Source organism: Desulfomonilia bacterium (assembly GCA_036567785.1).
Classification (GTDB): domain Bacteria; phylum Desulfobacterota; class Desulfomonilia; order UBA1062; family UBA1062; genus DATCTV01.
In genome coordinates, this window is the sequence record DATCTV010000002.1 from 125,885 (window position 1) to 140,663 (window position 14,779).

Annotated in this window: 14 protein-coding genes and 1 tRNA gene; 11 read left to right on the forward strand and 4 right to left on the reverse strand. The window is 47.2% G+C overall.

Going from position 1 to position 14,779, the window contains the following annotated elements; translation table 11 throughout:
- Positions 1-1,002 (forward strand): electron transfer flavoprotein subunit alpha/FixB family protein, encoded by a 1,002-nt coding sequence (locus VIS94_00500; protein HEY9159553.1) that lies wholly within the window; start codon positions 1-3, stop codon positions 1,000-1,002.
- A 24-nt stretch (positions 1,003-1,026) separates the two neighbouring features.
- Here VIS94_00500 and VIS94_00505 read toward each other — a convergent pair whose 3' ends face one another.
- Complete coding sequence (locus VIS94_00505) at positions 1,027-2,706, reverse strand: SBBP repeat-containing protein (GenBank protein ID HEY9159554.1); 1,680 nt, start codon at positions 2,704-2,706, stop codon at positions 1,027-1,029.
- A 236-nt stretch (positions 2,707-2,942) separates the two neighbouring features.
- On the opposite strand from VIS94_00505, the gene VIS94_00510 reads away from it, so the two are divergent.
- Both VIS94_00510 and traF read left to right on the forward strand, forming a co-directional pair.
- Positions 2,943-3,608 (forward strand): hypothetical protein, encoded by a 666-nt coding sequence (locus VIS94_00510; protein HEY9159555.1) that lies wholly within the window; start codon positions 2,943-2,945, stop codon positions 3,606-3,608.
- Positions 3,609-3,656: 48 nt separating this feature from the next.
- Positions 3,657-4,949 (forward strand): conjugal transfer protein TraF, encoded by a 1,293-nt coding sequence (gene traF, locus VIS94_00515; protein HEY9159556.1) that lies wholly within the window; start codon positions 3,657-3,659, stop codon positions 4,947-4,949.
- 52 nt (positions 4,950-5,001) lie between these two features.
- Here traF and VIS94_00520 read toward each other — a convergent pair whose 3' ends face one another.
- Entirely contained in the window at positions 5,002-5,493 is a 492-nt protein-coding gene (locus VIS94_00520; protein ID HEY9159557.1) for an acyloxyacyl hydrolase, read from the reverse strand.
- A 170-nt stretch (positions 5,494-5,663) separates the two neighbouring features.
- Between VIS94_00520 and VIS94_00525 the strand changes: the two genes are divergently transcribed.
- Together VIS94_00525 and VIS94_00530 are read left to right on the forward strand one after the other, a co-directional pair.
- The gene (locus VIS94_00525; GenBank protein HEY9159558.1) at positions 5,664-7,034 is read left to right on the forward strand and encodes a 6-phospho-beta-glucosidase; all 1,371 of its coding nucleotides are present in this window, start codon (positions 5,664-5,666) and stop codon (positions 7,032-7,034) included.
- A gap of 11 nt (positions 7,035-7,045) precedes the next feature.
- Positions 7,046-7,954: a carbohydrate kinase family protein gene (locus VIS94_00530; protein ID HEY9159559.1), complete on the forward strand. Its 909-nt coding sequence runs from the start codon at positions 7,046-7,048 to the stop codon at positions 7,952-7,954.
- A gap of 94 nt (positions 7,955-8,048) precedes the next feature.
- Here VIS94_00530 and VIS94_00535 read toward each other — a convergent pair.
- Positions 8,049-8,123, reverse strand: a tRNA-Cys gene (locus VIS94_00535).
- 107 nt (positions 8,124-8,230) lie between these two features.
- On the opposite strand from VIS94_00535, the gene VIS94_00540 reads away from it, so the two are divergent.
- From VIS94_00540 to VIS94_00555, 4 genes are read left to right on the forward strand one after another with little or no spacing between them, the layout of a single operon-like run.
- The gene (locus VIS94_00540; GenBank protein HEY9159560.1) at positions 8,231-8,695 is read left to right on the forward strand and encodes an acylphosphatase; all 465 of its coding nucleotides are present in this window, start codon (positions 8,231-8,233) and stop codon (positions 8,693-8,695) included.
- On the forward strand, positions 8,696-10,012 hold the full coding sequence (locus VIS94_00545; GenBank protein HEY9159561.1) for an MFS transporter: 1,317 nt from the start codon (positions 8,696-8,698) through the stop codon (positions 10,010-10,012).
- 59 nt (positions 10,013-10,071) lie between these two features.
- Complete coding sequence (locus VIS94_00550; protein HEY9159562.1) at positions 10,072-10,581, forward strand: hypothetical protein; 510 nt, start codon at positions 10,072-10,074, stop codon at positions 10,579-10,581.
- Between the two features lie 25 nt (positions 10,582-10,606).
- On the forward strand, positions 10,607-10,957 hold the full coding sequence (locus VIS94_00555; protein HEY9159563.1) for a DUF3795 domain-containing protein: 351 nt from the start codon (positions 10,607-10,609) through the stop codon (positions 10,955-10,957).
- Positions 10,958-10,976: 19 nt separating this feature from the next.
- Here the strand turns inward: VIS94_00555 and VIS94_00560 are convergent, their stop codons facing one another.
- On the reverse strand, positions 10,977-12,392 hold the full coding sequence (locus VIS94_00560) for a family 1 glycosylhydrolase (protein HEY9159564.1): 1,416 nt from the start codon (positions 12,390-12,392) through the stop codon (positions 10,977-10,979).
- 211 nt (positions 12,393-12,603) lie between these two features.
- On the opposite strand from VIS94_00560, the gene pheA reads away from it, so the two are divergent.
- Both pheA and hisC read left to right on the forward strand, forming a co-directional pair.
- Entirely contained in the window at positions 12,604-13,680 is a 1,077-nt protein-coding gene (gene pheA, locus VIS94_00565) for a prephenate dehydratase (GenBank protein ID HEY9159565.1), read from the forward strand.
- Positions 13,677-14,768 carry a histidinol-phosphate transaminase gene (gene hisC, locus VIS94_00570; protein HEY9159566.1) on the forward strand — a complete coding sequence of 364 codons (1,092 nt, stop codon included), beginning with the start codon at positions 13,677-13,679 and terminating at the stop codon, positions 14,766-14,768. Before pheA ends, hisC begins: the two co-directional genes overlap by 4 nt.
- Positions 14,769-14,779 lie beyond the last annotated feature (11 nt).

The following is a 14,779-nucleotide window of genomic DNA, read 5'->3' on the forward strand; positions in this document are numbered from 1 at the left end:
ATGACAGCACCTGAACGGATAATACTCATATACGGAGATTACAGAAACTATTTCAAAAGCAGGGTAACCCTTCAACTCATATCAAAGGCGAAGGAACTTGCCGGAAAGATCGGAGCCTGCGTAGCAACCTGCGCATTCGGAAACGGCGTGGACGAGTGGGCCGGAGAATATCTGGCGCATGGCTCGGACAGGGTTTATGTCTATGACGATCCAGCTTTGAGCAATTACAGCATCGAGCTTTATTCCGAGCTCCTTTCGAGGCTCTGCCGTGAGCTTTCCCCGGAGATACTTCTTATCGGTGCAACTTCATTCGGCAGGGAAATGGCACCGATGGTTGCGAAAAAGCTCCAGACCGGCCTTACCGCCGATTGTGTAGGTCTCGAAATAAACGAAAACGGGCTTCTTGTTCAGACAGCGCCCTCATTCGGGGGAAACCTGCTTGCCGACATAATCACGCCAGATGCAAGACCGCAGATGGCTACAGTCAGGCCGGGAGTCTTCAAGGAAATCCCTCACAACAATAATCCGGACGGCAGGATAATAAAGATGATGCTTCCCGGAAATCTCCCAAGGCCGAGGGTGAGGCTTGTATCATCCGAGAAACTCAGAACCTCTGAACACAGACTGGAAGATGCAAGGATAGTCGTATGCGGCGGCAGGGGAATGGGCGGCGCCAAGCGATTCAAGAACCTCTTTGAGCTTGCAAGGCTGATGGACGGACAGGTCGGCGCGACAAGGCCCGCCGTGCACAGTCAGTGCGCACCGCCGGAAGCCCTTGTCGGTCAGGCCGGAAGGCATATTAAACCGGAACTGCTTTTTTCTTTCGGCATAAGCGGGGCGATCCAGCATACGGCTGCCATCACCGGAGCGGATTTCATAATAGCGGTGAACAAGAACCCGGCGGCTCCCATGATGGAGCTTGCCGATGTGGCGATAGTGACCGATGCGAATCAGGCTGCGCTTGCAATAATCAAGGAACTGAGAAAACGGGCGATGGATTGATTATCGCCCGCCTCCACAATGGTTTTATTGCTGTACGCCTGAGAGATCAAATTTCAGCAGGCACATATCGTAAGCTCCGAAATTCGTAATACCGTCAAGACTAGCGTTCGTGAATCCTGCGATGTACAGATAATCATTATTTGCATCGAAAGCAATTGCCTTGCCTTTCTCATCTCCTGCCGTGCCTGCAAGGGTAACAGAGAATAATGTACCGCTGAGACCGAATCTTGCTAATAATATATCTTCCTCTCCCTTATTTACGAAGAAAGGCGGCAAAGTTCCCCATGTAAAACCAGTGACATAAACGTTCCCCGGATCGCTGTCCATAGTGATGCCGTAGGCAATATCATCCAGAGCAGTCCCAATCTGTTTATTCCAGCGGCCGTTGGAATCAGTAAAGTTTGAAAGATTCAAGTATGCTACAACGATGTCATATCCCCCCTGGTTTGATGCACCGAATTCACCGTTGGTTATCCCGGTCACAGCAACATAACTGTCCTGATAAATTGCTATTGACAATCCCGCAGTGGTTTTCGTGGCTTTATTGACATCGTCTGACCCCCTGAAAACCAGACTTCCGTTATTTCCGGCACTGTCATAACGGGCTACAAAGAGATCACTCACTCCGCCAGAAAATCCCCATCCCGGCTCATTTGAAAATGATACGAATGGTCCACCGGCCTGCCCTGTTATGGCCACTTTGTTTCCGGAAGCACTCACGGCCACTGCGGTTGCGACGTCGTCTCCTGTTGACCCGATCTGTCTGGCCCACTGTGGAACAAGTGAAGAATTGCATTTTATGAGGATTACGTCCTTTCCACCTTTATGAGAGCCTGCACCCCCTATTTCACCTTCCGTATATCCCGTTACGTAAACATTTCCGCTTGTATCAACAGCAACGGAATTGCCCGCATCATCACTTGCAGTGCCCATTATTTTGGAAAGTTTTCCTGATCCGTTTGACTTGTCATACCTTACAAGGAAGATATCTTTGCCGCCTATCGCGCCGGCCCCGTCTATCCCGCCTGTGGTATAGCCGGTTACATATACATAGCTGCCGTCGACTGCTACGTTGAGACCATTGCCTAGCGCATCGAGTAAAGCATCCGGGTTCGGCCCGGACACTCCTGTGGTGCCAAGCAGTTTTGTCCACTGCTTGATGCCTTTTGAATCGTACTTTGTAAGAAAGACTTCAGCATGGCCGATATTGGTATTACCGTCAAGGTTGCCGCCGGTCCAGCCGGTCACAAAGATATTCCCGCTGCCGTCAACAGCAACACCCCGGCCATAATCATTTGAAGTCGTACCAGAAAGAATCGTCGCTGTTCCTAGCGTCGTTGCGCCTGCCTGATTGCTCGGGTCTGACTCATTGCCGTTGGAATTATATGCTCTCACTGTGTATGTGTAAGGCGTCCTGGGTGTGAGGTTGTAATCCGAATAACTGGTCGTGTTAAAAACATTGGCAATTGCGAGTTTATTATCATTACGGTAGACATTATACCCAACGGCATTGGCGGATGCATGCCATGACAGATCAATCCGCGAAGCTGATACGGCAGTTGCCGTAAGACCTGTCGGGGCCGGAGGAGGCGTTGCACCTTCCTCATCCACATCGACGCCACCGCCACCGCCGCCTCCTCCGCAGTTGAAAATGAATGCAGAGACGATCAATATTAGAAACAATCTTCCTGTTTTTGATTTCATATTGTACCTCCTTGGATATTTCTTATGGTAAGCAATCACTCAATTAAACATTTCAACAACTCATAGAATACACAAAGATATAAAATATGCCAGCGTATATGTTAGTCAAGTAAATAACAGTATTACATGTGATTTTGATATAAAAGAGAAGATTTCAGAAAAGAAATATTTATAATTTGTACCTGAAATTCCGAACATACTCTTATTACTCTTATTGAAACCGGAGGCAGGCATAAATGAAAAAATTCTTACCGGCGCTTATCGTTTTGATGACTGTTCTTTTTTCACTACCTGCATATGCAGGAATCACTGGTAATGTTAACATTCTTCCCGGCTTCAAGATACTCGAAGGCGGATCAGATGCCTGGGATGACGTGCATGTTCAATCCGAAATGATTGCTCCTCCCGGTGTAGAAACAAATTTCAGAGGCGAAAGCTGGCCGATCAGCATAAACCTCGCCTACCATGATTCATCCATGCTGACGTGGCTCAATCTGATAACAGTCCCCCTCGGAGCCGTGACAATGGAATACGGCGAGACGCAGGAATTCGATTTCGGTGTGAGGAAAATCTGGGAAACCGCACCTCATGTAAGACCCTATATCGGTGCAGGCGCTTCATACATAAGAGGCTACCTGCAGAAATCATTCACGTTCGCATATTACCCGGATATCAACTATAACCTCGCTGACAGGAGCGACGGATGGGGCGGATATGTCGAAGCAGGTATATACTGGGAAATCGCAAACCACCTTAACCTCGGACTGGGCGCCAGCTGGTCCAAGGCAGATCTCAAGTTTGCAGGTGATGTCATTGACGGTGACCCAAAAAGCACAAGGGGAGATGTAACTGTCGACGGCGGCGGATTTAAATTTAATTTCATTCTTGGTTTCCATTATTAGCGTTATCATTTCAACGGGATCAATGGCCCAAAGGGGGATATAAATATCATGAAAAGGCTTATGTTCCTGGCAATAGTGACAGTATCAATAGCACTTCCTCTCACTCACGCATCGGGTATCGAGTTCGAGCCCATCGGTTCGGAGTCCATCTCAATGGGAGGAGCGGGCGTAGCTTCCGCAAAAAGCGCCTATGCGCCCTATTACAACCCTGCCCTTCTCGCAGAATACAGAAAGAATTTTGACATCACAGTTGCCGCCAGTGCATCCGCAAGGGATGTCGATCTGGGAAAATATATATCAGAACTCAGCGATTTCGACATCTACGGCTCGATTGAGAATATCTCACAGGACCCTGCAAAGTACGTGAACAACATAGAGAGTTCCATAAACATTCTGTCATCAATCCCACTGGAGAACGGCCTGCAGATTATGCCCGGCGTCAATATCGGTTGTCAGATCAAGCAGTTCGGCATAGGTCTTTATACTGTATCTGAAGCCACAGCAACGGCGGTGATAGACCGGCAGCATATGGACATTGTCATCGACGCGGGTTCCGGCGTATATCTGAGATACAACCCGTCGGATCCGACTAATCCCGTAGTCACGACTCAGGCTGACTATGATTCTACCTCGATAGAGTACGCCCTTAATAACGGCCTGACATACATGGACCTGACCGGTCTGGCATACGTCGAAATACCCGTATCAGGAGGCTATCAGTTCAACACTGGAATCGGCACGATTGATGTCGGCGGAAGCATCAAGGTCATGCCCGGATATACGCTCCAGAAATCCATAAACATCGATACCGCCACCAAGGATATCGTAAAAGACATGAGAAAGGACACAAAAAGCTCGGTAAGCTGGGGAATCGACCTCGGGCTCCTCTACAAGCCGCCCAGACTTGAGAAACTCTCAATAGGTGTTGTCGGAAAAAACCTCAACACGCCCCAGTTCAAGACATCTTCCAACGACCAACTCAAAGTAAAGCCAATGGCGAGGGCGGGTATCGCGTATGACGGCCTCATCCTTGACATGCTGTCCGTTGCGATCGATTGCGATCTTACAAGGAACGAAACCTACATCCCGGGTTATTATTCACAGTATGTCGGCGGGGGAGTAAGTTTAACCCCCATAAGATGGTTTTCTGTACGCGCCGGGCTCATGCAGAACATACAGGAAACAAGTGAAGGGCTTATCTTTACAGGCGGGCTTGGAATAGGTCCTGAATTCTGCCAGGTCGACCTATCGGCTTTCGGTTCGACAAAAAGAGGATCATATAACGGGAATTCGATTCCTCAGTATGCAAAGGTACAGCTTGGAATTAGTTCCAGATGGTAAATCAACCGGGAGCTTACAGGACCACACTGCCTGTAAGCCACGGTTTGTCTAATCAGAAAAGGTAGCCTATCTGGAGGGTAATGAAATTTTCACCGTAATTCGGCATTTCAGTCCAATCGAAAATTCCATCACCGTTGGAGAAATGCCTGTAACCGAGAGATATATCAGCTTTATTTATCTTCATGCCCACGGCAAACCGGAATGAAAATTGAAGATGTGTACCCAGGTTGTCGGTAAGCTCTGTAATGTAGGCCCCACCCGGTTCGAAACAGAAATATGTATTCTCAGGCAGGTTCAACAATATCCCCAGGGCAAGGGCAAATGCATCATTGCGGTTGTCGCCGCTCCAGGCGCCGATCGTGCCTTTGTAATAAAGGTTAAGCGCAGGTATCAGGGATGAATCCATCTGATAGCTGACAAACATGGTCTGGGAATCGGATGAACGGAAAAACCCCTGGCCTCCTTCAAGGAATACACCGTCAGCATATGCAGGTACAGATGTGCAGATGAATACAGGAATAAGGATTATCAGCCAGTTTTTCATTAAATCTTCCCCCCTTGAACAACATATTCATCATTCCTAAATCATTTTTTCAATAAGCTTGCAACTGGTTGATATCATTTTCTCTTAAGCAGTATTGACATGAAAGCAGGTTTTTCCTATGGGGTGGAATACCCTAATCCGGAAATTCCGGATTAATCCCAGGAGGAGTCATGAAGATTGCAATTTTAGGAGGCGCGGGCCTCAGAACGCCTTTAATCATCAGATCGATGGTAAAAAGACAGAAAGAGCTGGGCCTTACCGAACTTTTTCTCATGGATACGGATGCCCGCCAGCTCGAGCTGACAGGTGCCATCACCGAAGAGCTTGAAAAGAACAGCTGCCTAGATTTCAAGATAGAAAGGACTACCGATGCTAAATCAGCTCTAGCCGGCGCAGACTATGTAATAATGACATTCAGGATAGGCGGCATGAAATCGCGCGTTGTCGATGAGAGGGTTGCTTTATCGCATGGAGTGCTCGGCCAGGAGACTACAGGCCCGGGCGGCTTTGCAATGGCCATGCGCTCCATACCTGTCGCCCTTAAATATGTAAAGCTCATGAAGGAAGTCTGCCCGGATGCCTGGCTTATCAATTTCAGCAATCCGTCCGGCATTGTAACGGAAGCAATCATAAACAAAGGGGGCTGGAAAAGGACGATAGGCATATGCGATGCACCTGAGATGATAAGAGGCTACGCTGCAATAGCGCTGGGAGCAAAGATGTCGGACGTACAGATGGAATATTTCGGGCTCAACCACCTGGGCTGGGCGCGAGCCATCTGGTATAAGGGTAAGAATCATGTCCCCGATTTCATTAAACTTATCAAAGAGGCTGGAGGCCTGCCTGGATTGCCTTTCTCTACAGGTGTAATAGAGTCGCTTGGAATGATCCCCAATGAATATCTTTATTATTTCTATCATTCAAAAGAGGCCGTGGACAATATTCTGAAGGCCGGAAAGACAAGGGGGGAGATGCTTGTCGAACAGAACGCGATCCTATCTTCCGACCTTGATAAATTGTTCAGGGCAGGTGACAGGGAAGGACTCGCAAAACGCTACAAGGCTTATATAGACATGAGGGGCGAGACCTATATGGCGAATGAAACCGGCGGCAGGTTCGAGGAGTTCAAGCTGGACCAGGAGAGTATAGACAACCTCACGGAAGAAGGCTATGCCGACGTGGCATTAGGTGCGATTGAGGCGCTCAGTGGAGGAAATCCCCGGGTAATGACTTTAAATGTGCCGAATGCAGGCGCAATTTACGGTTTTCCCGAGACGGCAATCGTTGAGATTCCGGTGCTTGTGGGCACCGACAGCATCAGGCAGATAACAGTCGGAAACATACCTCTTGTATGCATGGGGCTAATGCAGTCGGTCAAATCATATGAACTCTATACTGTCGAAGCCGCGACCGAAGGCTCTTATATGAAGGCCGTGGCGGCGCTTACCGTTCACCCGCTTGTAAGGGACTACGCCCTGGCAAAATCCCTGGTGGACGGCTATGTCAAAAGTCATGGAGACCTTTTCCCCAGGCTTGATTAAAGGAACCTGTGATGGGTTACGATTATGACGTGCTGACAGGCGGGGATTACTGCATTGACTACATATTTACGGGTCTGCCTAAAATGCCCGAACCGGGCAGCGAGGTCCATGGCAGAAAATTCGCAATCGAACCCGGTGAATCCTGCAACAGCGTCATCGCCATGCACCGACTTGGAATAAAGGTCGGCTGGGCAGCGGATTTCGGCACTGATGAATTCAGCAGAACGATCCTTGAAAAGCTCAATGACGAGGGCATTGATAACCGTCTTTTTTTCCATCATAAAAAGACTTATCAGCGCATTACAATATCGGCCTCGTTCTCACATGACAGGGCATTCATAACATACTATGACAAGGAACCCTATAAACTTCCCGCGCTTATAAAAAAACTGCCTTTCGTTTCGGCTAAAATCATGTTCATCCCCGGCTTTTACACAGGTGCCCTTTTCCCGATCGCTTCCCTTCTCGTTAAAAAGAAAAAAATGCTGATCGTAATGGACGGGAACCATCCCAATTCAGAAACAATCGAAGTGCCTGCCGTCAGAAAAACTCTCGAGTCAATCGATATCGTACTGCCGAACGCAAAGGAAGCCTTAAAGATGTCAGGAAAAGATGATATCCCTGCTGCCGCGAAAGAACTCGGCAGATTCTGCCCCCTGGTTATAGTCAAAGACGGTGCAAACGGTTCATGGGCCTGCAACAACGGGAAGATAATCCATGTTCCGGGCATAAAGGTAAACCCGATTGATACTACCGGTGCGGGAGACAACTATAATGCAGGATTTCTAAGGGCATACCTTGACGCCAGGGACCTTGCCGAATGCCTCAAATGGGGAAACATATCCGGCGGGCTTTCCACCGAAGCCCTGGGCGGCCCGGGCAGGAAAATCACCGTCGAGGATATCAAAAAACATCTCTAGGTAAGATCAGACAAAACTATTCATAATATCTAAACTTAAATAATCATTTGGTACATCAGGAGATTTATATCTTAGTCGTTATGCAGGGAAAAAATGGAGGCGGCAACCGGATTTGAACCGGTGAATAACGATTTTGCAGACCGTCGCCTTACCACTTGGCTATGCCGCCGTCAGTGATTTTCTATACAAAGCGGACAGGCCAAAAGTCAAGCTCTAATACTGCCGAATATTTTACCGTCTTGACTAAAACTTAAAATAAATGGATTCATCATTCTCATGAGAAAATTTCTTTTATTCCTTCTGCTGACTCTTTATCCTTTCTGCCTTTCGGCTGAGTCGGAAAACCCTGACAGCGGAACCGGGATTGAAGTAAAAAAAGAAAAAAACAAGGTCTATATTCAGGAAAGCGAGATATATCCTTATATGACGATTGAACAGGATCCCCCCATTGCAGCAAGGAGAGGTTTTATAAAGGGAGACATAAACGAGGCAAGCATCGAGGCTTCGATGAAGAAACTCGCAGCCGAATACAATCTGGCAGGCTGGATTAAGAAAACACCCGAAGGGACATTTCAGTTTCATCTGCAGGGTTTGCCCGATAATGTAAAGGCGGCAATTGAAAAAATCCCGACATGCGACCCGGGAAGCAAGATAGAGGGTGTGGATTCAAAAGCCGCAGTTGTAACCAAATACATGAGGGGATTTAAAACAATCGAGGCCGAAAACCGGCAGGGAGACTGAATGGGACAACTGACCCTTAAACAGAAGATATCATACGCGACCGGCGGGCTAGCACTTAATCTGGCGAATCTGGTCATCTCCCAGTGGCTCCTCAAGCTTTATGTCCCGAGCAAGGATACGGCCCTGGTAAACGCAGGCCTTTTCGCAGCAATATTCCTTATAGGCAGGGTCGTGGACGGGATAACCGAACCCATAGCCGGGTACTTGAGCGATCATTTCCGATCAAAACGCGGGCGCCGCATACCATTTATATTGGCTATGACACTGCCGACCGCAATCGTGAGTTTCCTTCTCTGGGTGCCACCCTTCCCCCATCAGATGCACTGGCTCAATGCGGTCTGGGTCTTCACCCTTGTCCAGCTTTTCTTTATATGCTGGTCTCTGCTTGCAAATCCTTACATGGCGCTGCTACCCGAAATCACCTCTGATCTTAAGGAGCGTGTGAACATATCCACTATGCAGGCGGTCTTCCTTATGCTCGGAACTCTTGTTTTCGGCGTAATGGGTCCGATAAAGGAAACCCTCGGGTGGATAGGAATCGGCATTATAACAGGCGCAATAACTGTTATATCGTTCACGCCGACTCTGCTAACCATCGTGGAAAAGCCTTCGGATGCATCAGTTACTGCTCATGAGAAATTCAGCCCTGTAACAATTTTTCTCTGGGCAAAGACCACATTTACAAACAGGCCTTTCGTTTATCTGCTCACCGCCAACTCCTTTCTTTGGTTTGCGCTCAACATGGTCATCCTGCTCGTGCCATTCTGGACACAGTACGTACTCGGAAAGACCGACGCCGATGTGGTAAAGCTCATGGCGCCTTTCCTCGCCTCGAATATCGTGTTCTTCTTTATCATTAATTTCCTTTCAGTCTGGCTGGGAAAATTTGCCGCCTACTGCATTACTCTGGGCAGCGCATGTTTAACAATGGCTTCACTCACATTGGTCGGATTAATCCCCGGCGAGAAGATGCTGCAATCCCAGATATGCATGGCACTCATAGGCATACCGGTAGCCGGCATCATGATACTTCCGCCCGCACTTCTCTCGGATGTGATTGATTATGACGAAACGCTCACCGGCAAGCGCAGAGAAGGCATCTATGTAGGCGTTCACGCAATCTTTCAGAAAATAGCAATTGGCATCTCAATCGCAACGGCTACATTCATGATGTATGCAGGCGGTTCCATGACTCCCACGGAAACAGGCCTCAAATGGATATCATTAAGCGCAGGCTTTTTCGCCTTTATAGCCCTCGGCATATTCATGGGGTATCCGATCAGGGAAAAGGATGGAAAAGCATATCTTAAAAGATAGGTAATAACGTCAGAAGTTGTGAAAATAATAAATATGGAAAAAGAGAGGAGACAATGAAGATGAAATTAAAACAGACATTACTTTTTGGCTGCCTTATAACACTTGCTTGCTTGTTTGCAGAATCTGCGGCTTTGGCAGCGGACAGCGAATTCACATTCAAGGGGGGGCTCGCCCGGGCGGATGAAAAGGGAGTACTTGAAATCTACAAGGAAACAACAGAGATACCTCTTATTACGAAAACGGTTGATCCAGGTTATTATTTCGGTGCCATTGCCTATGCCAATAATGAAAACTCATGCAAATGCAAAGTGGTTATCCGCATACCCAAAACCAGTGATGTGAAAGTGAATGCAGACCAGGAAAATGCCAGGGTAAAATCAGAGATCGACTCATCCGGCTCCGATTATACGACAGTATCTTCTGACGAGGGGGCCTGCTCGACCGTATATTATTCATTGATGCAGTTTGATGAAGGCGACCTGCCCGGAACCTATTCCATCGACATCTATATAGACAAGGTTCTCAAAAAACATTTTGATTTTAATGTGATTGCTCCACCAAAGAAATAATTTCTTTTCAAAGAGACATCCGGAAATGAAAGATATTATCGCAAATCCGGAACTTGTTGCCTTCTGCGGGCTCTATTGCGGGGCATGCAAGAGATTCCTGAAAGGTAAATGCCCGGGTTGTCATGACAATGTAAAGGCCACATGGTGCGGCATAAGAAAATGCTGTATTGAACATGAATATTCAAGCTGTGCGGATTGTGCTGACTTCGTCGATCCTCAGGACTGCAGAAAATTCAACAATTTTATATCTAAGATATTCGGACTCATATTCCGCTCCGACCGCCGCGCGTGCATAATTCAGATTAAAAACCTCGGACTGAAAGGCCATGCCGATGACATGGCCAGAAATAACAGACAGTCGATAATGAGAAAATGATATTTTTCTTTTTTTTATTCTACTTAATTATCTCTTTAAACTCCGATTCCTCAGGCAGACGGTTATTTTGCACAATGAAGCGGTAGAGCGATGCCGATTTCGTAGGCGTACGGTCGAATGTATTCCTGTCCACGCGATATAGCCCGAACTTTGGTGCAAAGCCCTTGGCCCATTCCCAGTTGTCTGTCAGGCTCCAGTAGGTGAATCCGAATATGGGGCAGCCTTTTTCTATAAGCCTGTGCACCCAAGCGAGGTGATCGAGGATGAATTTCGGGCGTCTGTCGTCCTTTGCATCGGCAAGCCCGTTCTCGGCAATCACAAGGGGCACGCCAGGATAGCGTTTTTCAACTTTTCTGCATATCCTGTATATGCCCTTGGGATAAATCTCCCAGTCCATATCCGTAGCCGGGTATTTATCGCAGTTTTTCATCTCGAGCATACCGGGTTTGAACGGGTTGAATGATACAACCTGACGCGTGTAATAATTGATTCCTATCCAGTCGAGTGTGTCTCTGGAATCCTCACTGAACCTTTTTATCCTTGGACCCGGAAACACTCCCACATCTATATTGCCGGTATGTATGGCGTCAAGGAACGACCAGTTGAAAATTTTATCGAGCTGATGTGTTGCAAACCTGTCCAGGAAAAAGCCCTGCGCCTGATAGTCGAAGAAGAAATAGATCATTCCGACCTTTGGCACCCTGACCTTGTTTCCGTCTCTGACAGTCGCGTTTTCCTTTATGATTTTATAAGCCCTTGCATGAGCGCGGATCAGATTATGATAAATCTTGATTGAAAGCTTCTGGTCCTTTTTATTGGGCGGTATCTCACCCATGGCAAAGCCGTTCAGAGCATATATCTGGGCATCGATCATGGTGCTCCAGTAATCGACATACCAGGCGAAGCGTATGGCGCATTCCTCGACGAACTCTTCCCAGCGCACCATGACAATATCACTTTCCCAGCCGCCTGCTTCAACGGCCCATCTGGGAAGTGTAAAATGCCAGAGGTTTAAAAAGACCGTGAAGCCCTTGTCTTTCATTGAGGCGAGCATCTTTTCATAGTGAGCCATTGCATCATCGTCAAATTCACCCATGACAGGCTCCACCCTGCTCCACTCGATACCGATTCTGTGCGCGTTCTGACCGTCGGCCCGGGCTCGTGTAAAATCCTCCTCGTACCTGTTCCAGAAGTCGGCAGCCATAAGACATTTATCGCCGTTCTCTATCGGCGAGGGAACACCTGCCTCCCAATCGGCCCAGTCATTGTTCAGATTGCCGCCCTCATGCTGATAGGCATCTTCGCCTGTCGCCCACAGGAATCCTTCGGGAAATTTGAGACCGTAACTATAAATCTCTCCGGACTTCCCTGGCGTGCGGACATTGCCGTAAATGACAATAAGAATAAAAAATACAATGACAATACCTGTTACCATTATATTATCCCAATCACCCTTTAGCCGGAAATTTTGAATTTCATGAGTAACGATTACATCTATATTTGCATCAACGCTAGCCAACGAATCATATCATGTCAATCAGGTATTACATCCTCACATGTTTTGCAGCATGAGTATAACTGCCATTGAAAACGGGCATATCTTCTGATAGGGTTCAAGACTGTAAAATCTTACTAAGCGGGTTTTTATGAACAAAGAGATGGACGAATTAAGAAGCTCGATAGATTTAATCGATAACGATATCGCAAAACTTCTCTCAAAAAGGGCGGAACTTTCCCGGCAGGTTGGCAGGATCAAACATGAAAACGGGATCAAGACCTACTCGCCCGAAAGGGAACGTGAAATAATCGACCGTCTGGAAACACTTATCGAACCCCCGCTTGAACGCGGCATGATAGAAGCGGTTTTTAACACAATATTCAGCGTTTCAAGGTCTCTTCAGGCCAGGACCAGAATCGCTTATCTGGGGCCTGTTGGAACTTACAGCCATGAGGCTGCGGTTTCTGTCTTCCCATACGATGCCGATCTTATACCGGAAACATCAATTGATCTTATAATTGAAGATGTGTGTGCCGAGAGGGTTGATCTGGGTATTGTCCCTGTTGAGAACTCAACCGAAGGGATCATCAATCAGACATTGGATCTTATGGTTTCTTCAAGGCTCTTTGTTGTTAAAGAAATACTGCTTCCTATAAGACATTGCCTTATTTCAAAAACGGATATGGGCAATATCAGGAAGGTATATTCTCATCCCCAACCGTTTGCACAATGCAGGCTCTGGCTTAAAAAGAACCTGCCCGATGCTAAAACCATCGATACCGCAAGCACTTCCGAGGCTGCTCAGATTGCAGTGAATGAAAATAATTCGGCGGCTATAGCATCCATAAATTCAGCTAGAATCTATGGCCTTGATATTGTTGCCAGGAATATCAACGACTATCATGACAATATCACCCGATTTTGGGTAATCTCCAAGAAGATGGCCGAACCGTTAACCAATGCAAAGACCTCGATAATAATGGCATTGGACAACACGCCAGGCGCCCTTTACAACGCCCTGGGCGTATTTTCATCACAAGGGATCAACCTGACCAAAATCCAGTCAAGGCCGTCAAGGAAAGGGCCCTGGGAATATCTTTTCTTTATAGATTTCATAGGAGGCCTCTCGGAAGAAAAGGTTGCCAGGGCACTGGAGAATCTTAAACCCTTTACAAAAGAAATTATCATACTGGGTTCTTATCCCGAAGAACGGGGTGATGATTGAAGCTGCCGGAAGAAGCCAGGCACATCAAACTGATCCCTCCCTACTCTCCCGGCCTGTCGAAGGATGAGATCGCCCGAAAATACGGAATAGAAAAGCCCGTCAAACTGGCGTCAAATGAAAATCCGCTTGGCCCAAGCCCGATGGCTGTCAAAGCCATGATGGAATATATCGAGCACACACACCTTTACCCGGACCCGATGGCAACAGAGCTTAAGGAATCAGCCTCTGAATTCTTCGGTTTCCCTTCAGAAAACATCATCACCGGCAACGGTTCGGATGAAATAATCGATTTCATATGCAGAGCATATCTTAATCCCGGCGACAGGGTAGTCATACCGGCATGTACTTTCAGCTATTACAGAATCGCATCCCTTGCATGCGGTGCAATGGTAACCGAAACGCCCATGAACGGCATGAAGATAGATACCCGTGCAATGCTTTCAAAAACGTCAAGCGGCGCAAAAATCGCATTCCTGGCTAATCCTAACAATCCCACAGGAACATATACAGGGAAAAAGGAACTACTGTCTTTATGCGAGAAGATATCTCCGGAAACCATTCTCGTTCTGGATGAGGCCTATGCAGCATTTGCACGCGCAGATGATTTCATCTCGGGACTGAAACTGATTTCAGAAAGACCAAATGTCATTGTAATAAATACCCTTTCAAAATCGCACGGACTTGCCGGAATCAGAGTGGGTTTTGCCATTGCCGGCAAAGAAATGATTGATATGCTCTATAAGGTTAAACCGCCGTTTAATATGAACCTTCTCGCAATAAAGGCCGGGGCTGCGGCTTTAAGAGACAGAGCCTTTTTTAGCCTTACACTCGAAACAACTTGGAAAGGACTTGATTACCTGTATTCTTCCTTCGACCGTCTGGGGCTTGAATACATCAATTCCCACACAAATTTTGTACTTGTCAGGCTTGGCGCCTATGCAAAGATCATATATGAGGAACTCTTGAAACGCGGAATAATAACGAGATTCATGCCGGGTCTGCCGGAATACATAAGGGTAAGCGTGGGACTTGAAAGTGAGAACGAACAATTCATACACGAACTTGAAGATGTCTTAAAGAATGGCTGATAAAAAATACA